This is a genomic window from Bacillus sp. AFS098217, assembly GCF_002551815.1.
Lineage (GTDB): Bacteria > Bacillota > Bacilli > Bacillales > Bacillaceae_G > Bacillus_A.
Map to the genome: position 1 here is coordinate 33,572 of NZ_NVPR01000045.1, position 25,631 is coordinate 59,202.

Sequence of the window (25,631 nt, forward strand, 5' to 3'; positions counted from 1 at the left end):
GGAAGTTATTTTTTGAAAATTCAACTTATTTTTTCACGAAGCCTTGCTTTCTCTTATTCTTTTAAACTTTATTTCATACAAAAAACCGGTGTTATACAACACCGGTCTGTTTGTTTCATTCCACTACTCATTACAAATTATATTTTCTTTTTTATTCTTGAGGTTAAACATTCAAAAGTGTATTATGTAAAAACTGTGCATACTGTTCACGCGTTACTTTCATATTTGGAGCGAATTTCCCTTCTCCAACTCCTGATGCAATATTGTTCGATTGTACGGCACTAATCGCATCTTTTGCCCATGAATTGTCTGGCACATCGTTGAAATTATGCGGAGCCTTCACATCTAGTTCAAAGGCTTTCGTAATAACTTGTGCCATTTCTGCACGTGTTAACGTATCTTTCGGTCTAAAGTTTCCATGCTCATCGCCTTGGAAAATCCCTAGCTCAGTTAAAGCTAATATTTCCTTAGGAAACATTGTCGAATTTTCATTGATATCTCCGTATGGATTTTCGTATTCATCTTGTTCTTCTAGCTGAAAAGTACGGGAAATTAATGCAGCTACTTGTTCACGCGTTACATCGTCCCCCATACCAAATATTCCATTTCCATAACCTGCAATAATTCCTACATTCGCTAAACTATCAATCGCCTCGAATGCCCAGTGCCCTTGCGGAACATCCTTGAATTCAACTGAATTTGTTTCAGCCTTTACAGCAGCACTTTCTGCACTGAATAAAACGCCGCCCATAATTGTTAATGATGTTACTACCTTTAAAACCTTTTTGTTCACTAAACTTGCTCCTTTGAATATGTATTTTGTTTTACTATAAAGAATTGATAAAGAAGAAACAATATACATATTCGCTCTTGAAGTGACAACTTTATGAACCATATTACACATGATGTTTTGTTCACCTGCTTGATAATACAGCTAATGTAAAACAGTTATTTCAAGCAAAAACAACCTTTACAGAGGGATAGAAACACACTATATATACATTTAAGACATAAACCCCCTCTTTTTAAGTGGGAGNNATGCGAAGTAAAAACAGAAAGAGCAAACGAGTGGAGGTTACTTTTTATTCTGCATCGCAGGGAGTTAGATGTCGAAAAGTTAAAATGAACTTATATATTTTCCCTTATATCATTTTATCTTTCTATTAAACTATTTATAAAAAACAAATGCCACCACTGAATTAAAATTTCACTTATTGTGAAAAGAAGCATAAGATGGCCGTTTTGGTCAATTTATGCTTCCTTTAGCTTGCGGCAAACTTATGCTTCTAATATACATACAACAAAAAAAGATACCTCAATAGGCTATCATTAGTAGGTTACATAATTCTCGTTACCGGAAGTTGTTTTTACATTCCAGAAGTGTAGAGTGATAATAAAGTTGTTTAATTTTTTTCAACTAAAGCACCTGTTACTTTAAGTACAACATTTCACAATCTTACACATTGATGTTAATCACATTTCTTTCAGAAAGGGGAATTATAGGTGAATTTGCGCCCCTGTTAGATAATGGGGGCTGTTCATGTAGTCGTGGCTTCGCCACTCCTGCAAAGACGTTTCGTTTATATAAACGGCTATTCAACAAACTGGAATTTGGCGAACACGGATTATGCTTATACTATTCGCCTGTTCTTTTTGTCGTATATCACAACGGTTACAATTGAAACAAGAACAATCACAGCATTTGCGGCAATGGTTCCTGCCCAAGTCATAGTCATGGTGCCGAAGATGGGGGATGCCGCATTGAACATGGTGTGGAATAATACGCACATAAACACACGGCCTTTTCCTGATATTTTGTAGATTGCCCCGTTGAAAAACCGAAACGCAATGAGTTGAACTGCAAACATCCAAAAGTTAATGAGTCCCTCTCCGTGATTCGTCCCCGGAATGAAGAAGAGAGGGATATGCCATAAAATCCAAATGATTCCAACAAAAACAGAAGACAAGACAAAACCGTATTTTTTGTCAAGTTCAGGCTGCAATATGTACATCCAGCCAGCTTCCTCCAAGCCACCGATAATAAGATTACCAAGCAGGGAAAGGAAGAACGTATAAAATGGAAGCACCATTTCCGTGTGGCCTGAAACTGCAATATGTATCAAAAAATACAGTGCAAGTCCTGCAACAACGAACAAATAGAGAGATATGCTATTTTTGGCATAAAAAACAGTTCTCAACCATTCCTTGAAACCGGCTATTTTGTTATTTTTCTTCAGAACGATATATGAAGCAATAGCGGGCGACAAAATATAGATTGCAAAGGGGATATTCATCCCGAATTGCTGTAACGAGTGAACCCAATTGTGAACCGAATATCCGAATTGCCCAAGAGCAATCAAAGCACCTGACACAAGATAGGCTATGCAAAATGTCAGCATCGTAAATTGTACTGTGATTTTTTTGTCTGTCATGATTTCTTCACCTCACATTTTAAATGTATACATTAAATTTTAACGGATGGACGCTTTGACTTTTATCACCTAATGTTTGCTTTCTGCCAATTCAAAGTTGCGCTCCGCACAAAATATAAATAATCTCCATTACAAATTCTAATTTATCGACTTGTTTCTAAGCCCCAATTATGGCACTATTTCGTGGTACAGTTATTTTTCCGGTACTTCATTAGCTCATGCTTTATCAAGTAGTTAAGCATTACTTCCCAACTTATTAAACTAGACTGCTCCGTTAGCTCTATAGGGAATTAAACAACTTTATTATTTCTTAAAGGACTTTATTGTAAATTAAACTACTTTATTATCACTCTACAAGAAGACCCTGCTATGACAACAAATGTTGTCCAAATCAGCGTTATAGTGACTATGAGTAAATTAATAGACCTCAAAACATTACTCATTGTACCCCGCTGTATATTTTTGGTCTGTAAGAATACAAGAATAATTGATGTAATGGTACAGGCATATGTTAAGCCTACTCCAATCCAAAACCATGCGATACTGAATGTACCTACTACTCTTGTTTCATTTCGCTCCCAATACGCCATATCTTGAAATTTTAGGCTGAATATAAATCCAATAATTGCCATAATAAATGGAGCAATATTCCAAGCATTTATTCTCACCATAATCGAATCCCCTTCCATTACACAGCAAATCCCTCTCGTTTGGAGAAAGGGGTTATCGGTTCTTACAATTTGTTTTTTTTAAGTAAGTAAAGCCCCGTTAAATTGGCTCCGAATCCAATGATAATTGCAACAATAAAGATTTTCGAGGAAACAACATGATTCGGAATCAACTTAGCAGTATTTGCCACGATTATTGCGAGGATTCCTAATGATAATAAACCAATGAGATAGGTCCAACCTGTTTTCTTTACCATGCTACATGCACCTCCATTTTCCTAATTATACCATTCGGAAGAGGTAATTTGTTGGGGGTATTTGTTTGTATATCCTATACATGCTCGGTTAACATAACGTCTCATTATCAGAAGTTCTCCTCACCAACAATCCCCGGCTTATCAACATTCTGTGAAACATCCTCTTCACCTACGTATGCAGTTTCTTATCCATCCCATTATATCAGTGGTTAAAAGCAATTATTGTCTTTATTTCCTTTACTCCATATGTATAAAATTCCGCATAAATTAACGGCCAGCTTATGGGTTATTAACTCAAGGCCAATTTATGCTTCCAATTCCGTTAGATAATTAGATAATCGCCTATAAAAATAAGTGTTTTCTGGTCAACTAATGCTTCCAAATGCGGTCAACTTATGGGTAAAGTGACACTTATAAAAAAAGGCCCCATAACTGGAGCACACAAGTATTGCAACAAATAATTAAAAGAAAAAAAGACAATTACAATATATAATAAAAAATAACTGAGTATCAATTAATATGTAAAATTGCATACGGTGAAACTTTAATCAGTAGGGGTTTTCTCCCCTCACTGATTATTAGTCCTCACCAATTAGGCTTTTACAGGTAGTAATACTCCCCTATAATGATGATATAATAGACCGCTCAACTTTATTTTCTTTTTATTGGTGAGATCGTTCATTCAAACTTGCATTATATAAAAACTGTGCGTACTGTTCACGCGTTACTTTCATATTTGGAGCGAATTTTCCTTCTCCAACTCCTGCTGCAATCTTATTCGATTGTACGGCACTAATCGCATTTTTTGCCCATGAATTCGCCGGGACATCACTGAAATTATGTGGAGCCTTCACATCTAGTTTAAAAGCTCTCGTAATAACTTGTGCCATTTCTGCACGTGTTAATGTAGCTTTCGGTCTAAAGTTCCCTTGATCATCGCCTTGGAAAATCCCTAGCTTCGTTAAAGCTAATATTTCCTCAGGAAACATTGTTGAATTTTTATCGATATCTCCATATAGATTTTCATATTTATCTTGTTTTTCTATATGCAAAGTACGGTAAATTAATGCAGCTACTTGTTCACGTGTTACATTGTCTCCCATACCAAATATTCCATCTCCATAACCTGCAACAATTCCTTTATTCGCTAAATCATAAATCGCGTTAAATGCCCAGTGTCCTTCTGGGACATCCTTGAATGTATTTCTATTTACTCCCGCATCGAGTGTTAAATCATCATGTAAAAGAGTAATAGCATCTGTTACTCCAGTCTCACTTACACTAGAGTCAATCGTTACATCTTGTCCACTTTGTTTTGGTGCGAAGACATAACCAGATGGTTTCTCTACTTGTACACGATATGTGTTTTCTATTAACCCATCAAACAAGTAGTGGCCTTCTTTATCTGTTTTTACTTCTTTTAATACATTCCCATCTTTATCTAACAGTTGAACACGAACGCCTTCCATTCCTTTTTCGCTTTGATCGTGAATACCATTTTGGTTACTATCTTCCCATACTCGGCCGCCTAACTTGAGGACATTCGCTTTAACAGGTTTAGAGTCTGTTGATTCCCAAATAGGCGCGACTAAAATCGGATAATTTAAAGCTTCTACTTTTTTTCTTGTTTCCGGTGTGGCTATAAGTCCCCATTTATCAAAGAATGGCAATAGATTTTGTTTTGCTACCTTAGATGTATTGTAAATAAAAGCTTGGATTTTCTCGTCACTCGTTTTAGGAAGCTCTTCTTTAGATAATGAGCGGTACGCTTGATGTAATTTAGGGTAAAATTCCTCTCCAAAGGCTAAGTTTAATTGCCAAAACATTGCTAATTTTACAAAAACATCATCGATTTTATTATAGTCTTTTTCTGACTGAGGCTTATTTAAATAGTTGAATGCTTTTTCATATGTTCCATTCTCTAATCTTGATTTATTTCCAAAAGCTCGTTGCACAGACATACTATAGATGTTTGTAGTAACTTCTCCTAATCCATCCCATAGCCAAGGAGTTTGTTGTCTTTGATGACCCATTTCATGCCAAGGTCCCCATCCATCTTTTGTAAACTTATTGATATCTAATACATTTTGAATCGAATCTCCTACATAAGCAGTTCTACTATTATATGAATACATATAATAATTCGAATGATTATCCTCTACAAAATGAACGTAATGCTTGTCTGCTTCTGCTTCAGATAAACCAGAAACTCGATCTTCAATTCTAATAGATTCATCTATTTTTTTTAAAAGTTCTACAGGATCGGTATTAGAATCTATTAAATATTTTTTCACTCTTACAGGACTTGCGGTTATTAGTGAGCGTTCCCCTTTTAATTCTACCGCATGGGCGTTAGGATATGCATCTAGCATGTTGATTAAATCTTGTTTCGTATGTTTGCCTAATTCAAAAAAAGGCGTAGGCGCTCCCCCTGTTTTTATTTCAGCTTGTACTGCACCGCCTTGACTTGGATTATAGAAATAAATCATTCCACCATTTGGAGATTCAATTGTGTTTTCTCCTGGTTTTAAAGTAAACGACTTTACTAACGAATCCTCATTCCATGCGCCATCATAGGAGAATGTTCCTATATAAGCTTGAATATTCTGTGTACCGTCTACTTGAATTGTTATTTTTTCATTCGGGCTTGCATATAATCCGGTTGGTTCATATGGACTAAATCTAAATTGGCGCCTATCCATATCTCGGATTTGGTCTACATTTCCTTTACCCATCACATGAAAAATACGTTCGGTGGATACTTGTTTTCCTACAGTTTGTTCTTGAGTTTCAGCTGAAACCTTTGTTATTCCCGTCGTCCCCCCTACAAATGGAAAAGCAAGTACATTCACAGCTATAAACGCTTTGATTGCTCTCTCCTTATTTCTTTTTTGGCTATTTTGTTTCACTCTATATCACAAACCTTTCTATAGTTTGATAAATATAACACCTACCCGAAGAAAGAAATCCTCATCCTAGATCATGATAAATAATAGCTAAGAGATACATAATTATGTAAGGTAGGATGGGGAAACGAACCCATCATTCTTTCTTATTACTACGAATTTAACATCGAACATATAGTATAGCAATCAAAATTATACAATTTTAGCTATTTTTCGACAAAAAATACTTTTTTGTCGACTTACTAAAATAGCAATCTATGTACGCGTCTATTAACTAAAAAAATTGGCAATTATTAAAGTGAAAAAATGAGCTGAATCATTCCTGTAGTTTGCTATACGTCAAAAACCCGAAGTTTGGTTACAAACTTCGGGTTTTTCGAAAAAGGAAAGAAAAGGATTGTCTTATTACCATATATATATCCATTTTGACTTTCCAACATATAAGTCACGGCTATGAAAAACAAAAGGTGATCGCTACTTATTTTCTCTCTTTGTTTTCACTTGGCATGGGGCAGGAAAAGGATCTGACCGCTTCTATGCATAGCCGGATTCTCTCTCCCACCTAAAAAGAAAGGTTTTATGTCGATTTTTCAATTTGTACTTATATAATTTTCTCTATGATTAAGCAACTTCGTTTTGACAAACACCATCAGTTAAGAAACTATATAAGTTTTCATAAGAAATTTCAACCATGTTTGTTAAAGCTTCATCAGTATAGGAACCGATATGAGGAGTTACAAGAACCCTTGGGAAATAACTCATTAACTTTTCAATTGTTTCAGATGGTAAAGATTTATTTTTTAAGTTTTTGAAGAAGAATGTAGATTCACCCTCAAATACGTCTGTACCAAATCCTGCAATTGTATTTTCTTCAATCGCTTTTAAGATTGCTTCATTGTCTTGAAGTTCACCTCTAGAAGTATTAATTAAAATCGCTTCGTTTTTCATTTTCCCTAAAAATTCTTCGTTAATCATTTTATAGTTTTGTCCTTTAATATAAGGAACATGTACAGAAACTAGATCAGAACTTGCCAGCACTTCGTCTAAAGGTAAAAATTCAACGACTTCTTTTGCTGATTCACTTTCAAACACATCAAATGCAACGACTCTTGCCCCTAAACCTTTGAACAGTTTTGCAGTTGTTAAACCAATTTTTCCAGTTCCAAGAATACCAACTGTACAGTTACGAATTTCTTTACTGAACATCACTGCGTCTACTGTAAAGTCTTTTTCTTTTGTTTTGTTTGCAGTGTATGCTGTATTTCTTAATAACATCATACCAAGCGTTACTGCAAGCTCTGAAATAGCATTTGGAGAATAAGCAGGTACACGTGCAACTTTTATTCCGACCTCTTTTGCAGCTTCTAAGTCAATATGATTGAATCCTACTGTTCTTGTTAATAAATATTTCACACCAAAACTAGCTAATTTCTCAATATTTTTTCTATTCGCCTTGCAGTTACCACGAATCATGACAGCATCTGCATGTTTTGCTGTATTTACATTTTCATCATTCATTAAATCTGTTACTAGAGTTAAATTATAATCGTGTTTATTTAGCTTCTCAAAAAAGGCTATTTCTACATCGCGTACACCATAACATACTAAATTTGCTTTCATCTTCATCTACCTCCGATATAGTATTAAGAGAAAATATGAAAACTTTTAATAACTTCAAGTATTACAATCCATAATGGCATTGCAACAACACCTAGAATAGTGGAAAGAAGAGAACAGTTAGATGTTAAAATCGCTTCTTTATCAAAGCTAATCGCATATGCTGCTGCAACTGTTGCTGTTGGTGTAGCCATCATAATAACAACTGTAGCTACTGCAACTTGTGAAATTGGAAGAATACCTGTTGCATTTAAGATCATAAGTAAAGCAATGTTAATTACTGGAACAATAATGATTTTGTTTAAGCTATAGTACCAAGCATCTTTTGTTTTGATTGCATCTTTTAATGAAATTTCAGCTAATGTTGCACCGATGGAAATCCATGCAAGCGGTGAAGCTAATTTAGCTAAGTAATCCATTGGCTTGAATAACCATGGAGCTGTTTGATCGATTCGTAAAAAGGCGAAATGAGAAACTTTACCATTCACTGTAACTGCTACTTGTGGTAAGTATGTTTGGCATACCCAAATGAATAAACCTGCAAATGTTGCGATAACAATTGGATTTAAGAACATTGTTTTAATATTCTTTTTCTCCATCTTTAAACCTGACATTTTGATATATCCGTAAGAATAAAGGAAAATGCGGTATCCGATGTTAAAAATGGATGCATACATAACTCCTTCTGGGCCATAAACGACGCCGATAATTGGAATACCAAAGAATGTAGTTGAACCGAAGATTGTTAATACGCGTAAAACATCTTGTTTATCGCCTTTGTATTTCATAAACAATGGCTTTGTTACAACGATTAATATAATGTAAATGACTATACCCCAAATTAGTAAGTTAGCCCCTTGTTTTAATGAATTCGTATTGATATTTTGCATGAATGCTGTAAATGCTAAAGCTGGAAGTGCAGCTGAAAGAATAACGCCACTTAATACCTTTGCTGCCTGAGCATTTAAAATATTTTTTTTGCGCATGTAAAAACCCAATAAAATAATAAAGACCGATGAACTAATTGCGCTAATAATGTTTTTATCGGTTAGAGTCTTGATAAGTATTTGACCGATATCCATTTTAAAAGCCTCCTTTTTTGTGAAATAGTTCACATTTTGTTTTAAAAAAATATTCATCTCTTAATGTGAAGTGTTTCACATTAATTTGCGTTGTTGAATTACAACTTTATGATAAATCTACTATCACTATTTGAATACATTGCGTTATTTTTAAAAGTATTATGTTAATAATGTAAGTGAAATGTTGCATAAACTATTAAAATATCACTTTCAAAACTTTCTTTATCCACAATTTAGACATTTCTCTCTAGAACATAACTTCTATATAAATCCATTTTAATGTTTCGACATCTAAATCCTTGCTATGCAGCATACAAAGTAACCTACACTCATTTGCTCTTTCTGTTTTTACTTCGCATGTGGCAGAAACAGGCACTGACCGCCTCTATGCATGGCCTGATGCTCTCTCCCACCTAAAAGAGGGGGTTATACATATAAATCCATTTTAATTTTTTGGCATCTAACTCCCTGCTATGCAGAATTAAAAGTAACCTACACTCGTTTGCTCGTTCTGTTCTTACTTCGCATGTGGCAAAAACAGGTACTGACCGCTTCTATGCATGGCCTGATGCTCTCTCCCATCTAAAAAGAGGGGCTTTATATCGGTTTTTTAATTGATATATATGATTGATTACTTTTCCTATCTTACTTAAAGCAAAAAACAGTACTTATGAAGAACTCATAAGTACCGTTTTATCACATCGCTATTTTCTTCCGTACATTGATATTTTGTAATAGGTCTTCCAACAACCCCATACCCAACTTCCACTTCTAATATGCCTATGTCTTCCATAAAATTTAAATATTTTCGAATGGAAACACGAGAAATCCCTATTTGAGAGGCTAATTCTTCTGTAGAAAATGCTCTTCCTTCCATGGACATAATACTTTTCCATACTACTACCAATGTTTTTTTCGTTAAACCTTTTGGTAATTCTGCTGAGCCCACACCTTGATCTTTAGCTAAGAACATTTTATCTATTTCTTCTTGGCTGACTATTTGCTGCGCATCCATAAACGTCGCCTTTTCTCGATATGCTGACAACGCTTCATTAAACCGTTCAAATTCAAAAGGTTTAATTAAATAATCAATCGCACCATATTGCATCGCTTTTTTTACACTATACATATCCCTTGCTGCTGTAATTAAAATAACGTCAACACTTTTTTCAACATTTCGGATGTGTGTTAGTAATTCAAAACCAGTTTGTTCTGGCATATATATATCTAATAAAATCAAATCAATAACCGTTGTATCTAGAACCTTTATCGCATCTTTTACAGAAGAAGCGACTGCTATTAGTTGAAATCCCTCAAGCTGATTTAAATAACGCTTATTAAATTCTGCAACCATTGGATCGTCTTCTACAATAAGTACTTTAATCATTCATTTTCATCCTTAACTTCATAGGGTAACTTCATACGAAACGTTGTCCCTTTTCCAACAACGGTACGAAGCTGTAAATCTCCATGCAATTTCCTTAAACTTTGTTGGACAAAAAACAAACCTAGGCCTCTATTTTCACCTTTTGTTGAAAAACCTTTTGTAAAAATTTTTTCTCGTATGTCCCTTTCAATGCCTCTTCCTGTATCTTTTACTTCTATATATAAAAGCTTCTCTTCAAAATCATAATCAATGGATACCATTATTTTTTTCTCTTTGCATCCATGCATTGCTTCAATCGCATTATTAATAATATTTCCTATTATTCTAACGAGATCGTGGATGACATCTGAATGAGCTGCTTCGGGCAAATAACTATCATTGTTAATAATTAACTCTACCCCGTCTTCTCTTGCATCACTATACTTCCCTAATAAAAACCCTGCAAATACAGAGCTTTTAATTCGTTTCATAATAAACCCTATCTCTTTTTTATGCTGATGAACAATTTGTTGAACATACTCTCCTAACTTGTCATAGTATTCCATATGAACCATTCCTAAAATAACATGGAGCTTATTCATAAATTCATGTGATTGTGCACGTAAAGCGTCTGTATATAACTGAACACCTGTAAGTTGCTCTGCAAGTTTTTTCACTTCGGTTTTATCACGAAACGTAGCAATTGCACCAACAATCTCATCATCAACTCGAACTGGAGCACAATTAATAAGAACTAAAACACCATTAAAATGTTGCTCTCTATTGAACTCTGGATTGCCGGTATGTAATACTTCTTGAAAAACTTCCATATACCCATCAGCATCTTTTCCAATTAAATGATCTGCAGTATCCCCTAATTGTAAAAGGCGAATTGCTGCGGTATTAACGAGGGTTATTTTCCCCGTACGATCAACTGCCAAAACCCCCTCTTTCAACGAATGTAGCATTGCATTTCGCTCTTCTAAAACCATCGCAATCTCAGAAGGCTCAAGACCAAATAATATTTTCTTAATATGCCTAGCTAATACTAAGGCACCAACAACTCCAATCAATAATCCAATAACAGTTCCTACATAAATCATCGACTGACTCTTATCAACAGCATCCTGCACTTCATCAAGTAATATTCCTACCGTTACAACACCTATTTGCACACCATCTTTATTCATTACAGGAGTAAATACACGCATCCCATCTCCAAGTACTCCCTTTGCAACTGAAATATATTCCTTTCCTTGAAGTGATGGTTCAGCATCCTTTTTATCTAAAAATGGAGACCCAATTTCCTGTGGATTTGGATGTGATTTTCGAATTAAATTCATATCTAATACGACCACAAAACTGACATTTGTTACATTCTTTATTTGATTAGAGTAACTTTGAATTTCTTTTTCATCCCCAGTCCCACTCAAAGCATCTATCACGACATTTGAACGTGCAACTGTACGAGCTATATCTGTCACTTTTTCTGTCAACGCTTCTTCTTTTTTTTCAGCAATGTTCTTACTTATCAATACATCTGTAACTAATAAAGCAATGATTACGACAACACATACTAAAATGGAAATTGTTGAATGCAAACTAAAATATCGTTTATTCTTAGGTATCATTCTTAAGAACTTCATCATTTTTCCTTTCGGTTATACCTGCAAGTTATGTACGTTCCTACGCCCTCATTCAAACATAATACAAAAAAGGGCTGGTGCTATATCAATCCATTTTAATTTTTCGACATCTAACTCCCTGCTATGCAGAATTAAAAGTAACCTACACTCGTTTGCTCGTTCTGTTCTTACTTCGCATGTGGCAAAAACAGGTACTGACCGCTTCTATGCATGGCCTGATGCCCTCTCCCACCTGAAAAGAGGGGATTTCATGTCGTTTTTTTAATTGATGTATATATAATCACATGATAATTTAGTAACATATTATTCGTTTTTCTTTTTTGAAAATGTCATAATGCTTTCAAATTCATGTGACAATATATCGAAAATTCATTTTTAAAAATATGCTTTATATATCTTTTTCCTCTTTATTCATTCCTATATACTTTCGTATGATCTGAAATCACTCCATTGAGTGGAGTTAGTATAGTCATATGGACACAACTTATATATATTCATTTTGATTTTCCAGCATATAAGTCACTGCTATGAAGAACAAAAAGTGACCGCTACTTATTTTCTCTCTTTGTTTTCACTTGGCACGGGGCATAAAAAGGCCCTGACCGCTTCTATGCATAGCCAGATGCTCTTGCCCACCTAAAAAGAAAGGTTTTATGTCGATTTTTCAATTTGTACTTATATAGTTAAGTCCTTACAATACATGTTCTCACATAAAAATAATAGCTAAGCCCATTAATCAATAAAATTAACAGGCTTAACTGTATACTGATTAACAAATTCTTTGAACACTAATAACATTTAAACTTGTGATATTAATATCTGCATGATGATCTACCCAAATAAGAAATCCGTCTTCTACGCGAATAAAAACACCTACTCCATCGATTTGATCGCCACCAGAAAAGACCCTAATTTTATCGCCTTCTCTTAAACCATCTAATACTGTCGGTCTCATTGTGGGTACTTCTCTAACTTCCTTCACTTCTTTAACTTCTCTTCTTCTTCTTCTGTGTCTCATACACTCATCACACTCACATCTACGCCCATTAAACATTTCACATAACCCCTTTTTTCTAAAAATTTATTTACACGATAGCTTATGAAATGAATAAATTAATTGATTAGGCTATTCCCCTCTATCAAATGCCTAATCCATTAAATTTATAAATTATTTTAATAATCGTACAAGCTTTTTTTCATTATTTGCATACACTATTCGTAGGATGAAAATCATCCGAAACATAACCCCACCCTATAAATATGAACAGCAAAAAAGGACAGTCAACATACTGTCCTCTTTTTATTTTTCTATGCTATAACATTAGCAAAGAACTCTTCGAACACTAATAACATCTAGACTTGTGACATTAATATTTGCACGATTATCAACCCAAATAAGAAATCCATCTTCTACGCGAATAAAAACACCTACTCCATCGATTTGATCGCCACCAGAAAACACTTCAATTTTATCGCCTTCTCTTAAACCGTCTAATCTTCTACGACCTCTATTGTCTTCACATTCTCTTTGACTTCCCATGATTATCCTCCTTTTAAATAAATATATAAATACGTAAACTAAGATAAGCGTTCTCTCTTCTTACCTTTAATCTTTTTATTCATTTAAGAAATTCTGCGAACACTAATAACGTCTAGGCTTGTGATATTAATATTTGCATGATTATCAACCCAAACAAGAAATCCATCTTCTACATTAATAAATACGCCTGTTCCATCGATCCGATCGCCACCAGAAAACACTTGGATTTTATCGCCTTCTCTTAAACCATCTAATCTTCCACGACGTCTAGGCTCAAACCTTTCTTCACATTCAAAATCATCTTCAAATTCTCTACGTCTTTCTCTTCTTCGACAATCATCAAAGTCACAATCTCTTCGGAAATTATCGAAATCGCAATCTCTCCGGAATCCATTACCTCTTCGCCCAAAGAACATTTTAACAACTCCTTTTCCTTGCTTTATACTCTTGCGTTATATTCTATGAAAGTAATGAAATAATTGATTAGACTTGTATCATCTATAAAGAAAAATGGAAAGATTTCTTGCTAAAAAAACAATAAATATATATGCATCAATTAAAAAACTGACATACAACTCCTCTTTTTAGGTGGGCGAGAGCATCTGGCCATGCATAGAAGCGGGCAGAGCCTTTTTCTGCCTCATGCGAAGTAAAAACAGAATGAGCAAACGAGTGGAGGTTATTTATTCTGCATAGCAGGGATTTAAATGTCGAAACATGAAAATGGATTTATATAAACACTTCATTGCCCCTATGAGTATCCAAAGAACTTCCTAGCTGTTATGCACTTGAAAGTTTCATATATTCAGCAAGGTTTCACAGAAAAAGCCAATTTCCTTACCTTACAGGAAATTGGCTTTTTCATTTTATGAATTAAGTACGTTTACTTTTTTTGTGTATTGCAGCGATAGCTAAAAACAATATTGAAATAACACCAGTAAAAAACAATAGCTCATTTAACGGAAGTAAGACGAATTACTTTTTAATATGCTTTACTATAAGTGAAGTGTATGCCTCTGCCCCTTCTTTCGTCAAATGGACTCCATCTGGTTCAAAATACGCTTGTTTCCCAGCACTTGCTGAATGCCAATCAACTAGTGTAATATTAGAGAATTTCGATGCTACTTCTTTTAATTTTTCATTAACCACCGATTCCCATGGACGCGGCACTCTAGTATTAACCAATATAACTTTATGTTTATTACCTATTAACTGAATCAATGATTCTATTTGTTCAGTAGTAAATGCTCCATTTGTACCCAATCCAATAATAACATAATCCCCCAAAGTACCCTCTTTTTTCATTCTCTCTACCGTATCAAACGCTTGAGACATCTGCCTTCCAATCTTCGCGTCAATATTGACATTAGGGAAAGCATTTTTCAAATATGGAGAGACATCAATCATAATTGAGTCGCCAATGGCTGTAATGGTTGGAGATTGTTCCGTTTGTGCCGAAGCTGCTTCTTTTTCCTCTTTATTTTCAGATGGTTTATCAGCATGCTCCTCTTTAACTATACTTGGCTGTTTAGCCTGTTCTTTTTGTTCCGTTTGCACCGCTTCTATCCTATTTTCCTTAGGATTCTCTTTTGCTTTACCAGCTGTAGCTAAACCAAAGCTAGCTGTTGAGAAAAGCAATAATGCACATGTTAAAGCTAGCTTACTACTGAACTTTAAGTTTCTTATTCTCAATTTCTGTAAATGAATATTCTTCAACGCACCTTGACGAATTGGGTTTTCAATAAACTTCCATGAAAGTTGCGCCACAAACAGGATTAAAAAGAATTGAAAAATAGCCCTAGTGACTTGAAATTCTCCCGTACTAACTTGCGGACTCGTCAATGTGATAATCGGATAATGCCAAAGATATATCCCATAGGAGCGGACACCCATCCAACGTAAAGGTTTAAACCTCAAAAATACAGCAATTCGGCTAGCTGGATGAGCAAGGTTGGCTACTAATACAGCAGTAGCAATCGATAAAAGGAACATTCCCCCTCGATAAAGGAATGGATCATATTGATTCGTTTTCCAAAACATAACGAGAATAACAATAAGAGCAATTCCTCCAATTACATCAAGAACGAGACGTGCTGGTGCAATAATTTTATTAGCAAGCCTACTGCTCGGCCAAATTAAAGCGAGTGCTGCACCAATCAATAAGGAAAACGCCCTTGTATCGGTACCATAATAAACCCTACTTGGATCAACACCTGGCTCATATATCATTGCCATTGCGATAGCTGAAGCAATAGCTCCTAGAAAAATAAATAGTGCCAGACGTGATTGTTTCTTTATGTAGTAAAATCCTAAACTAATGATAAATGGCCAGACCACATAAAATTGCTCCTCAACAGCTAACGACCAAAAATGATTCAAAGGAGAAAGTTGGCCGAAGTTATCAAAGTAGGATACTTTGTGAAAAATATACCACCAGTTACTGAAATAGAATACAGCTGCTAACGAATCTTCCCGCATTTTCCCCAGTAAAGAACTATGAAAAATCGTAACCCATGCCAAAACGATAATGAGCATGACAATCATTCCTGGAATCAACCTTCTTATCCTACGCAACCAGAAATTCTTCAAATCAATTCTCTTATTTTTCTTCCACTCAATAGCAAGAATATCAGTTATTAAATAACCAGAAAGCACAAAAAATACAGTAACGCCTAAGAATCCTCCAGGCATCCACTTAAAATTGATATGGTACAACATAACACCTAGTATAGCTAGGCCTCTTAAACTATCTAATCCGACCATATAACGATTATTTTTATTTAATGGTGTGGGCATTCACAATCCTCCCTATATTTCTCTTAGATGTTTTTGTTGCTTTTACTTCTCCTATAAAGTTCTTTTTCAATCATCAATGATTTCATGTCGTTTTCATTCTTTTTTTAGTTTCATAACAATTTTGATAAGATTCTTCTACTTCTTTTACTTGCTTTCGTAATTTTTCATCTTCAATTGTAACTTCTCTATAAATCAATTTCTCCTACGATATTACATACAGCTATCATACCAAAAATCTGCTGAAAAATGCTCATCTTCAAGTTCATACCTTTTGTCTTTTCATCCTTTTATAATAGGCACGGCAGCAACGAATTGTATATATATCCATTTTAATTTTCCAGCATATAAGTCGCGGCTATGAAGAACAAAAAGTGACCTGCACTCTTTTTCCCTTTTTGTTTTCACTTGGCATGGAATAGGAAGAGGATCTAACCGCTTCTATGCATCGGCGGATCCTCTTTCCCCCCAAAAAGAAAGGGGTTATGTCGGGTTTTCAATTTGAATTTATATAGGTGAATATCGTGCATTAAAATAACTTCTTGTATTTTACAGAAAAGGAAAAGCACCCCCATCCATGGCGAGGTGCTTTAGTAATTATGCTTCTTTTATATTTATACACGTAAAGCTTTAACGCTTCAAGTTTTATAGATTTTTTTCACCAGAATGACAATTATATCAACTTTCACAGAAAAAAAGACTTGAATCATGACAAGTCTATTTTTTCTGTGGGGTCAAACAAAGAAAGAGTGGAGATAGAAAATGCACAAACATGTCAATCAAATAAAACTGTTCGAACTAAACAAATTTTCAGAAAACTACAATCGCTAAGGGATGTGTGTTCACTCTTTCTTTGTAATGACAAGTTTATCACTAAAAATAAAATAAAACAACAAAATTCACATAAATTCGACATTTTTTTCACGGATTAACATCATATTATCTCAGCTGTTATAACCAACTCGTTACACTGATCTTGTATTTTTTGCATCAGAACCATAAAAGGAGCTAAACTTTATCATACAGCTCAGCCCCTTAACTTTACCAATTACTTAATTATAAAAGATAAAATCCCTTAAATTATACACTAATCCTCATATTTAACTAGTCTTGTCTAATTGACATTCTTCTGAACCTATACTTAATTTTTATTTATATCTTTTAATATAAATAAAATCGTTATGATAACCATTACAAAATTAAAGATAAGAGATGCTATAACAGTTGCATCTGTCATATATAAAAACATGATACCTATCAAAAAAATTGCTGTAATAAAGGGTACGCTTTGTCTTGCAGTTGTTATAGAGTGACCTTTTCTCTTCTTTAAATATGTCATAATTACACCTAGAACTAATAATAAAGGAACAGTAACGAAGAGTCCGAACCAACCAAAAGCATCTTCCACAAACCAAGGTAAAAATCGCATGTTTGAGGAACATATAAATAGGTTGAGTACTAAAAGAAATAATTGTATGAGAGATAGTGCTATATTTATGCTTTTTTGTTTCATTTTATTAAACCTCCAAGAGTTTGCAAATACAGGAGTGATATTTGTATTAAAATTTATATGAAAAGACTTACTAAGAGGTCATATCATGGAAAGGGAGTCCATAATATCTTCATTTTATTAATCAATTAAAAGTTGGTTAGTACCTGCTGCTGAAACTTCCACTGATGGAAGTTTCACTTTATTTAAGCTCACAGGACTGAATCAATATTGAACTACCCCCACCTTCACTTCGTTTAGAGAAAGGGAGCTTCACGGTTAAAATGATAAAACAGGTCATATTATGAAAATATAATTCAGTCCATTATTGTGAATAACTATAAATTAACAATACACCTTTAAAATCTAAGTTTTACAGATAATATTTTGCCAAGCTGAAACTCCAGAAATCTCAGTTATAAACAAACGATCATTAAAATCTATGTGTTTTTTTAAAGTATCCATAATTCTAATACATGAATCAGAAGTTGAAACAAACCAAGTAAATTCTGTGATTTTTGCACATGTTTCATAATCTTTGATCGCTTTAATAAAGTCTTCATAATATCTTTCTGGCTTCTTTAAAACGTAAGTAATCATTTTTAAATTACTCATAATTACACCTCATTCCAATAAAAATATTCTACAAATTTCGACAATAAAACGACAAAAAAATACTTTTTAAATATTTAGCAAGCTGTACCTATCTTAATAACCATAACAACATCTATTGTTAGCAAGCAAAATATTCAAAAAAACTAAATTCTCATTTTATTTTCATTAATCCCTATGTATAAATATTTACATTAAAAGAATTTTAAAACCAGTCTATTTTTTAATAAACTTATCTGATAAAATAAGTAGGAAATAACGATAAGTTTAATTTCATTAACTATTTAACAATTTAATTAATCTATATATACATCAATTAAAAAAACGACCTAAAATTCCTCTTTTTAGGTGGGAGAGAGCATCTATTCATGCATAGAAACGGTCAGGGCTTTTTTCTGCCACATGCGGAGTAAAAACAGAACGAGCAAACGATTGGAGGTTACTTTTTATTCTGCATAGCAAGGATTTAGATGTCGAAAAATGAAAATGGATTTATATATCTTTACAACATCAAAATTAGAGAGTACAAATAGGGTGTTTAAAACGATTATTTTTTAATGTTACTAAAATTGTAACGAATTTATATTATAAAATCTTTATAATTCAATATTTTTGTGTTACAACAGTTACTTGACCAACTTTTGTATTCGTAATGTCATAACAAGTATAATTAAAATGTTTGATTAGAAAATTGTCGCCTTATTAAACAAAAGCAAAAAGCCCTGTTACTGCATTTAGTAGAGTACCGGGGCTTTTTGCTTTTAAACCTATTTTACATATTATTCACTTGCTGTACTATATAAAGTTCGTCCTCTTGAATTGCGAACTTTATATTGTTGCGATCCATTTGTATTTATCTAGTTGATAAAGTGAAACTTTAATCAGTAGGAGTTTTCTTCATCCCCCACTGATTATTAGCCCTCACCTAGCTTCTTTGCTTTTGCTGAATTTTGAGGCGGGGATCTTACTGCCCGTTTATGCGAGATGAACTAATATTTTCTTAATCGATTACTGAGATATCACCACATCCAAAATATCTTACAGTTCTTTCCTTCTCAATTAACAACTTTACTAATTTTAGTTCTTCAAAAAACAACAAATAACGACATTTTTCAAAAAATATGTCGTTATTTGGCGTATTTTATTATAAGATATATAACGTAATATGAAGATTTAAGAGGGGTGTGGTTGAATGTCAGTTCTAAAAAACAGTAAGATTGGTACAAAGTTGAATACATTAGTGATTACAGCTAGTATTGCATGTATTCTCTTATCCATTATAGGGGTTATCTCTTTAAAGAAAACAGGTGAAGCTTCTGCAAGTATGTATGACGAAAGGTTACTTCCAATTTTTTGGATAGAAGCTCTAGAATCGAATTTCTACGCCGGGAATAGTAATTTTATGGAACTTATGGTTACAACCGATGAAAAAAGAAACAAAGAATTATCAAATAATATAGCTGAACTACGTAAAGAAAATGATGAGTTATTAAAAAACTTTGAGTCTAAGATCAGCTCACAAGAAGAAAAGCAATTATATGAGAATTTCAAAAAAAACTTTCAAGAATTTAGAACTCAAATGAAAGAAGCACAAAGTTTAGCAGTAAATAATAAAAATGAAGAAGCTTATGCTTATTATTCAAAAAACACTGAGCCCGCTATGCGAAATGCAATTAATTCTATTCAAGAACTTGTGAAATATAATAGTGATCAGGCAGAACAATTACAAAAAAACAATACAAGCAGTGCACATACTACAATACTGATGTTTATTATTATTTCCGTTATTGCAACTGCAGTTATTATATGTATTGGATATATTATTAAAATCGCGATTAAACGTCCGATTGATTTATTAGAGCATGATATAAAACAAGTAGCAGATGGAAATTTAGTCATACGTACTTCCTATCAAGCAAATGATGAATTAGGAGCGATCGTTACTTCTTTTAATCACATGTTAGATAATTTACAGCAATTAATTGAGAAAATACAAGTAACGACACACGAAGTTACTTCCTCTACCGATAATATGTTACAGAATACAACACAAGCATCTAAAATATCTAACGAAGCCGTTCAAACCATTAATGAAGTAAACAAACAAATAGAAGGACAAGTTACTAATATTCAGGAAAGTTCAACAGCAATGAGTGACCTAACAAATGGCGTTCAAACAGTAGCTGAATCAGCAGCAACTGTTGCTGAAGTATCTGTTGCTACAACAGATCGTGTAAATAACGGAAGTAAAGTAATCAAACAATCTATTACGCAAATGAATAATGTGCATGCAGTTGTTGAAGAAACATCTACAGTGATAGAACGTCTTATTATGCGTACACAACATATAGATAAGGCTTTAGACGCGATTACGAATATTGCGGAACAAACAAACTTGCTTGCTTTAAATGCTGCAATCGAAGCAGCACGTGCAGGAGAAAACGGAAAAGGATTTGCAGTTGTTGCGGCTGAAGTGAGAGATTTAGCTGAACAATCCAAGCAATCCGCAAATGAAATTAATGATTTAATTAAATCCATCCAACAAGATACAAAAGATACGGTTCAAATTATGAAAAAAGGACACGAAGAAGCTACGCAGGGAAGAAATGCTGCCAATGAGGCAGACGAAGCCTTTTCAACAATTATGAAAGACATTCATAAAATAACACGCCAAATCCAAGAAGTATCAGCTACAACAGAGGAAATGTCTGCTGGAACTGAAGAAATTAACGCTTCCCTATCAGTAGTATCAGAAACTTCTACAAAAGTAGCGAAAGATACAAATCAAACCGTTCAAGCCATTCGAACACAAGCGTCATCCATTACAGAAATAACAAATCAATCCATGCAAATAAAGAAAAAAATCGAAGAATTAGAAGGATTACTTTCCCAATTTAAAATTAAAGAATAAAAAGTAAGAAACAATGAATGTAATTTCACTTTATGAACAAAAAAAGCGCAAATATGATTTTGCGCTTTTTTCTCTTAACCAAATCTAAATCATAATTCTATATAAATCCATTTTCATTTTTCGGCATCTAAATCCCTGCTATGCACAACAAAAGGCAACCTACACTCGTTTGCTTTTTCTGTTCTTACTTCGCATGTGGCAGAAAAAGGATCTGACCGCTTCTATGCATGAATAGATGCTCTCTCCCACCCAAAAAGAGGGGTTTTATGTTAGCTTTTTAATTGATGTATATATAATAGAATTTATTGCTTAGCTACTTCATCTTGTGAATAGTAGCTTAATATTGCGTTATATAAAAACTTCGCATACTGATCACGAGTTACAAACATTTGGGGTTCATACTTCCCGTCACCAGTTCCTACCACAACGTTATTAGATTGTAAAGCACTAATTGCATCTTTTGCCCAAAAATCTTCCGGCACATCCGTAAACGTATGCTTTTGTTTCACTTCAAATTCAAATGTTCTTGTAAGAATTTGCGCCATTTCTGCACGAGTTAACGGTGCCTTTGGACGGAATTTTCCATTTTCATCCCCTTTAAAAATACCAAGATCTGTTAATTGTAAAATTTCGTATGGAAACATTGTTGAACTTCCATCGATGTCTTCGTATGGATTTTCTAAATCTGCGCGCTGTTTCAGGCCAAGCGCACGATAGAGTACCGCTGCTGCTTGTTCACGTGTTACATTATCTCCTACACCAAACTTTCCATTTCCATAACCATACATAATTCTATGGTAAACCAAAGACGTAATTTCCTCATATGCCCAATGATCTTTTGGTAAATCATTAAATGTAAGCATGATATCCGGTCCAACTGGTGGAGTCTCATTAGTGTTTGCAGAAACGCTATTTGCACCTACAAATACCCCGCCCATTAAAGTAAGAGAAGTAATCACTTTTACTAACTGTTTCTTCATTTCATTCATCCACCTTTCCCCCTTAATTTATGTACATATTAATTGTATAAAAAAACCAAAAATGGAACAATATATTTCTGCGCATTACATATGACATTTTTTTGAAGTGTATTCATTACAATGTGTTTGCATCTCACGCTTCAGAGTGAATCTTTTCTTCCCATTGCACCGTTTCAGTTTTTGATTTCCGAAAAGTAAACGTCATTCCCGCGAAGATAAGAATAATCCCTACAATCTGCACTATAGTCGGCCGGAATCCAGTAAATACTGTGTCCAGTAGAATCGCTACACCTGGATCTAAAAAGACTAATACGGAAATAAGCCTTGTTGGCAAATCTCTTAAACTGTCGAAAAATAAATAATAAACAAACCCTGTATGTATGAGTCCTGTTGCTGTAATTGCAATCCAATTACTTTCTGTTAATCCTTGAAATTCCCCAAAGTCTACAAATGGCAATAAAAGAAATATTCCTAAAAACGTTTGCAAAAATGTCATTGCATACGCGCTGGTCTGCTTAATTCCTTTCCCTAATAAAGTCGTAAATGCATAAAACAATGCGGCAAGAAGCGCCCAAATCATCCCAGACGACATCAATTTCTCTAAAGAGATACTTCCATCCACTCCCGCTACTAAAACAGTACCAATAAAACAAATGACAATTGAAATAATAGATAATATTGTTAGTTTCTCTTTAAATACTACACTGCCAATTAGTAATACAAGAATTGGCGCAAGATGATATACAGAAATTGCAATCGTTATGGACATTACTTCAAAAGCTTTAAATAAAAAGACCCAGTTAAAAACGAGGAATACACCACAAGCTAATATTTGCAATATTTCTTTTCGATTCCATTTTTCCTCTTTAAACTGCCCTGTTACAAGCCAGCATAAAGTTAAAAATACCGTGGCACAAATGCAGCGTACAAATACTAATTCGAAAGATGGCAAACCGGTTCTTACCGAGAAAAATCCAATTGAGCCAAAAATAGACATAGATAGTATCATTTTTATAGCTGGCATCGATTTTGTTTGATTCTTTGGAAACAATGCATATAACCTCCTTTGAATTTTGCTATATATACATCAATTTAAAAAACGACATATCCCCCTCTTTTTCGGTGGGAGAGAGCATCTGACCATGCATAGAAGCGGTCAGGGCCCTTTTCTGCCACATGCGAAGTAAAAACAGAATGAGCAAACGAGTGTCGGTTACTTTTTGTTCTGCATAGCAGGAATGTAGATGTCGAAACATTAAAATGAATTTATATAGGTATTCTCATATACAAATCCAATCTTTATAAACTAAATATTCCAAAAACAATAAATTCAATTATATATTATGAACAATAATCTGTAAAAAAATAGAATAAAAGACATATTAAAATGTAAAGGTTTATCACATCTTAACATGTCTCTTTTATACATGATTGTATTTTTCACATCGTTACGCTTCTTTTACAGATTGTTTGACTCATACTCCTATTTTTGAAGTGTAAATTGAGAAACAATCTTTTTCAATCCACCTGCTATACTGTGAAGTTGTTCAATTGCAACAGAAATCGTTTGAATGGACTCTTCCTGCTGACGAATAGATTCTTTTACCGCATCAGTGCGATCAGATGACCTTTGTGCAATGTGTGCCATTTCTTCTGCAGAAGCAGAAATTTCCTCACTGCTCGCAACCATTTCGTCCGTAGACATAGATACAGTTTGAATTTGAGCAGATACTTGCTGAACTTTTTCAGTAATTTTCCCAAATACTTCTTCCGTACGCATCACTACTTTTGTTCCTTGTTGTACCTCATGGTCTACTGTCCCCATCATGTCTACTGTATGATTCGTTGCTTCCATTACCTGAGCAACAAGTTGTTCGATTTGTTTTGCAGAATCACTAGATTGCTCTGCTAACTTTCTTACTTCATCTGCAACAATAGCAAATCCTCTTCCACTTTCCCCCGCACGAGCTGCCTCAATTGCAGCATTTAATGCTAGTAAATTAATTTGCGATGTAATCCCCTGCATGACATCAATAATTTTCACAATTTCCTCTGATTGCTCTTTCATATCCCCTACTTGTCTAACACCCATTTGCACGGATCCTTGAATCGTATCCATTTGTTTAATCATTTGTTTCATTAGTTTGTTTCCTGCCTCTGCGTCTAATGCAGAGTGAGCAGATAGCTCATTTACTGACGCAGATGTATCAACGATTCCTTGCATTTCATGCGTCAATTCTTCCATCGCACATGCAGTTTGTTCAGTTGCTTTCTTTTGACTGTCAGCGCCATTTGCAACCTCTTCAATATCGATTGTAATTTGCTTAGCTGCATGATTTGATGTTTCTGATGCAGAAACTACTTCATCTGCATGATGGGATAAAAGTTGAATATTGTTTTCAACTTCTTGCATATTCCCCCTTAATCCCGCAATCATTTCATTAAAATCTTTTACTAATACACCTAATTCATCTTTTGCTTTATAATCTCCGTATACAGTTAAGTCTCCCTCTTTTGCTCTTCCCATCATACTACTTACAGTTTGCAAAGGACTGACTATTAATCTACTAATGATATAACTTAATATACAAATAAAAATGATGCTAGCTGCCACAATTATAATAAAAGTAGTAATTGAGCGTTCAATCATTTTTTTAGAGTCATTAAATACTTTATCAGCTAAATCAGAAACATATTTCTCTAAATCTATCATATGACCAGCTAGCTCGACTCCCTTTGGCTTTAATTCTTTTTGAAATTCATTTATCATTTGAGAGTCATTTGTTACTCTTGCTTTCCCAAACAAATTTTTATATGTATCCATATAATCTGGTAAAACCTTTTTCATTCTTTGAAACAATTCATCTTCTTGTTTACTCAAATTGAAACCATCATCATATTCTTTCAATAAAGATGCATATTTCTTAAGATCTTTTTCAATATTTGTAACACTCTCTTTTCTTTTCTCACTCTGCTCTGGTGAAGTCGTTATGAATTCTAACAAATTATATTCCAATGAATTTTGTGTACGAAGCATACTTTCCAATAAAACAGCGGAATATTGATAGTCATCCACAACAACCTCTGTATCATGTTTTATTTGTTTCATAGAATGGATAGCTAACCAACTCGTCATGATTAAGCCTAAAACAGCCAAGGAAATAAGTGTTAATAATTTATATTTCACCTTTAAATTTTTTAAATATCCCACAACTTCACCTCTATCTCTCTATATATAGATTTTTTAAATTTTATAGTTTATTATTTACAAAATCAGCATAAAAATCAATGATAAATATTACCAGAAGTAAACTTTTATTACCATAAATAAA

At 33.9% G+C, this 25,631-nt stretch carries 19 protein-coding genes; 1 reads left to right on the plus strand and 18 read right to left on the minus strand.

Annotated features, from left to right (window positions below):
• Positions 1-163 precede the first annotated feature (163 nt).
• The 15 genes from COO03_RS13105 to COO03_RS13180 form a co-directional block, all read right to left on the minus strand.
• The gene (locus tag COO03_RS13105; protein WP_230322508.1) at positions 164-793 is read right to left on the minus strand and encodes an S-layer homology domain-containing protein; all 630 of its coding nucleotides are present in this window, start codon (positions 791-793) and stop codon (positions 164-166) included.
• An 838-nt stretch (positions 794-1,631) separates the two neighbouring features.
• Positions 1,632-2,432 carry a CPBP family intramembrane glutamic endopeptidase gene (locus tag COO03_RS13110; RefSeq protein ID WP_000130117.1) on the minus strand — a complete coding sequence of 267 codons (801 nt, stop codon included), beginning with the start codon at positions 2,430-2,432 and terminating at the stop codon, positions 1,632-1,634.
• 335 nt (positions 2,433-2,767) lie between these two features.
• Complete coding sequence (locus tag COO03_RS13115) at positions 2,768-3,103, minus strand: hypothetical protein (RefSeq protein WP_087955553.1); 336 nt, start codon at positions 3,101-3,103, stop codon at positions 2,768-2,770.
• Between the two features lie 62 nt (positions 3,104-3,165).
• Positions 3,166-3,357, minus strand: coding sequence for a hypothetical protein (locus COO03_RS13120; RefSeq protein WP_087955552.1), 192 nt, complete (start codon positions 3,355-3,357; stop codon positions 3,166-3,168).
• A 662-nt stretch (positions 3,358-4,019) separates the two neighbouring features.
• Complete coding sequence (locus COO03_RS13125; protein WP_306620243.1) at positions 4,020-6,209, minus strand: M60 family metallopeptidase; 2,190 nt, start codon at positions 6,207-6,209, stop codon at positions 4,020-4,022.
• A gap of 675 nt (positions 6,210-6,884) precedes the next feature.
• The gene (locus tag COO03_RS13135) at positions 6,885-7,883 is read right to left on the minus strand and encodes a 2-hydroxyacid dehydrogenase (RefSeq protein ID WP_097897604.1); all 999 of its coding nucleotides are present in this window, start codon (positions 7,881-7,883) and stop codon (positions 6,885-6,887) included.
• 23 nt (positions 7,884-7,906) lie between these two features.
• Positions 7,907-8,962 (minus strand): AEC family transporter, encoded by a 1,056-nt coding sequence (locus tag COO03_RS13140; protein ID WP_097897605.1) that lies wholly within the window; start codon positions 8,960-8,962, stop codon positions 7,907-7,909.
• A 679-nt stretch (positions 8,963-9,641) separates the two neighbouring features.
• Positions 9,642-10,349 (minus strand): response regulator, encoded by a 708-nt coding sequence (locus COO03_RS13145; protein ID WP_097897606.1) that lies wholly within the window; start codon positions 10,347-10,349, stop codon positions 9,642-9,644.
• A complete protein-coding gene (dcuS, locus tag COO03_RS13150) occupies positions 10,346-11,956 on the minus strand; it encodes a DcuS/MalK family sensor histidine kinase (protein WP_097897636.1) in 1,611 nt (536 codons plus the stop codon). The genes COO03_RS13145 and dcuS overlap by 4 nt, the downstream gene beginning before the upstream one ends.
• Positions 11,957-12,743: 787 nt before the next feature.
• The gene (locus tag COO03_RS13155) at positions 12,744-13,028 is read right to left on the minus strand and encodes a hypothetical protein (protein WP_097897607.1); all 285 of its coding nucleotides are present in this window, start codon (positions 13,026-13,028) and stop codon (positions 12,744-12,746) included.
• 267 nt (positions 13,029-13,295) lie between these two features.
• Positions 13,296-13,514, minus strand: a complete 219-nt coding sequence (locus tag COO03_RS13160) for a hypothetical protein (protein ID WP_097897608.1) — start codon at positions 13,512-13,514, stop codon at positions 13,296-13,298.
• Positions 13,515-13,597: 83 nt separating this feature from the next.
• Positions 13,598-13,930: a hypothetical protein gene (locus tag COO03_RS13165; protein WP_097897609.1), complete on the minus strand. Its 333-nt coding sequence runs from the start codon at positions 13,928-13,930 to the stop codon at positions 13,598-13,600.
• Between the two features lie 559 nt (positions 13,931-14,489).
• Complete coding sequence (locus tag COO03_RS13170; protein WP_097897610.1) at positions 14,490-16,310, minus strand: acyltransferase family protein; 1,821 nt, start codon at positions 16,308-16,310, stop codon at positions 14,490-14,492.
• A 1,138-nt stretch (positions 16,311-17,448) separates the two neighbouring features.
• Positions 17,449-17,820, minus strand: a complete 372-nt coding sequence (locus COO03_RS13175; RefSeq protein WP_230322488.1) for a hypothetical protein — start codon at positions 17,818-17,820, stop codon at positions 17,449-17,451.
• Between the two features lie 342 nt (positions 17,821-18,162).
• On the minus strand, positions 18,163-18,411 hold the full coding sequence (locus COO03_RS13180; RefSeq protein WP_097897611.1) for a CRISPR-associated protein Cas2: 249 nt from the start codon (positions 18,409-18,411) through the stop codon (positions 18,163-18,165).
• A 1,189-nt stretch (positions 18,412-19,600) separates the two neighbouring features.
• Here COO03_RS13180 and COO03_RS13185 point away from each other — a divergent pair.
• On the plus strand, positions 19,601-21,319 hold the full coding sequence (locus COO03_RS13185) for a methyl-accepting chemotaxis protein (protein ID WP_097897612.1): 1,719 nt from the start codon (positions 19,601-19,603) through the stop codon (positions 21,317-21,319).
• Between the two features lie 302 nt (positions 21,320-21,621).
• Here the strand turns inward: COO03_RS13185 and COO03_RS13190 are convergent, their stop codons facing one another.
• The 3 genes from COO03_RS13190 to COO03_RS13205 all read right to left on the minus strand — a co-directional run bounded on the left by COO03_RS13190 (position 21,622) and on the right by COO03_RS13205 (position 25,510).
• Complete coding sequence (locus COO03_RS13190; RefSeq protein ID WP_097897613.1) at positions 21,622-22,308, minus strand: S-layer homology domain-containing protein; 687 nt, start codon at positions 22,306-22,308, stop codon at positions 21,622-21,624.
• Between the two features lie 124 nt (positions 22,309-22,432).
• Positions 22,433-23,323, minus strand: coding sequence for a DMT family transporter (locus tag COO03_RS13195; protein ID WP_097897637.1), 891 nt, complete (start codon positions 23,321-23,323; stop codon positions 22,433-22,435).
• 459 nt (positions 23,324-23,782) lie between these two features.
• On the minus strand, positions 23,783-25,510 hold the full coding sequence (locus COO03_RS13205) for a methyl-accepting chemotaxis protein (protein WP_097897615.1): 1,728 nt from the start codon (positions 25,508-25,510) through the stop codon (positions 23,783-23,785).
• Positions 25,511-25,631: the final 121 nt, after the last annotated feature.

Excerpts from the sequence above, each read along its gene's own strand:
- COO03_RS13170 (WP_097897610.1), bottom strand. The coding sequence starts at position 16,310 with ATGCCCACACCATTAAATAAAAATAATCGTTATATGGTCGGATTAGAT.
- COO03_RS13140 (WP_097897605.1), bottom strand. The coding sequence starts at position 8,962 with ATGGATATCGGTCAAATACTTATCAAGACTCTAACCGATAAAAACATT.
- COO03_RS13115 (WP_087955553.1), bottom strand. The coding sequence starts at position 3,103 with ATGGTGAGAATAAATGCTTGGAATATTGCTCCATTTATTATGGCAATT.
- COO03_RS13165 (WP_097897609.1), bottom strand. The coding sequence starts at position 13,930 with ATGTTCTTTGGGCGAAGAGGTAATGGATTCCGGAGAGATTGCGATTTC.
- COO03_RS13195 (WP_097897637.1), bottom strand. The coding sequence starts at position 23,323 with ATGCCAGCTATAAAAATGATACTATCTATGTCTATTTTTGGCTCAATT.
- COO03_RS13145 (WP_097897606.1), bottom strand. The coding sequence starts at position 10,349 with ATGATTAAAGTACTTATTGTAGAAGACGATCCAATGGTTGCAGAATTT.
- COO03_RS13120 (WP_087955552.1), bottom strand. The coding sequence starts at position 3,357 with ATGGTAAAGAAAACAGGTTGGACCTATCTCATTGGTTTATTATCATTA.
- COO03_RS13160 (WP_097897608.1), bottom strand. The coding sequence starts at position 13,514 with ATGGGAAGTCAAAGAGAATGTGAAGACAATAGAGGTCGTAGAAGATTA.
- COO03_RS13185 (WP_097897612.1), top strand. The coding sequence starts at position 19,601 with ATGTCAGTTCTAAAAAACAGTAAGATTGGTACAAAGTTGAATACATTA.
- COO03_RS13135 (WP_097897604.1), bottom strand. The coding sequence starts at position 7,883 with ATGAAAGCAAATTTAGTATGTTATGGTGTACGCGATGTAGAAATAGCC.
- COO03_RS13110 (WP_000130117.1), bottom strand. The coding sequence starts at position 2,432 with ATGACAGACAAAAAAATCACAGTACAATTTACGATGCTGACATTTTGC.
- COO03_RS13175 (WP_230322488.1), bottom strand. The coding sequence starts at position 17,820 with ATGAAACAAAAAAGCATAAATATAGCACTATCTCTCATACAATTATTT.
- COO03_RS13155 (WP_097897607.1), bottom strand. The coding sequence starts at position 13,028 with ATGTTTAATGGGCGTAGATGTGAGTGTGATGAGTGTATGAGACACAGA.
- COO03_RS13190 (WP_097897613.1), bottom strand. The coding sequence starts at position 22,308 with ATGAATGAAATGAAGAAACAGTTAGTAAAAGTGATTACTTCTCTTACT.
- COO03_RS13180 (WP_097897611.1), bottom strand. The coding sequence starts at position 18,411 with ATGAGTAATTTAAAAATGATTACTTACGTTTTAAAGAAGCCAGAAAGA.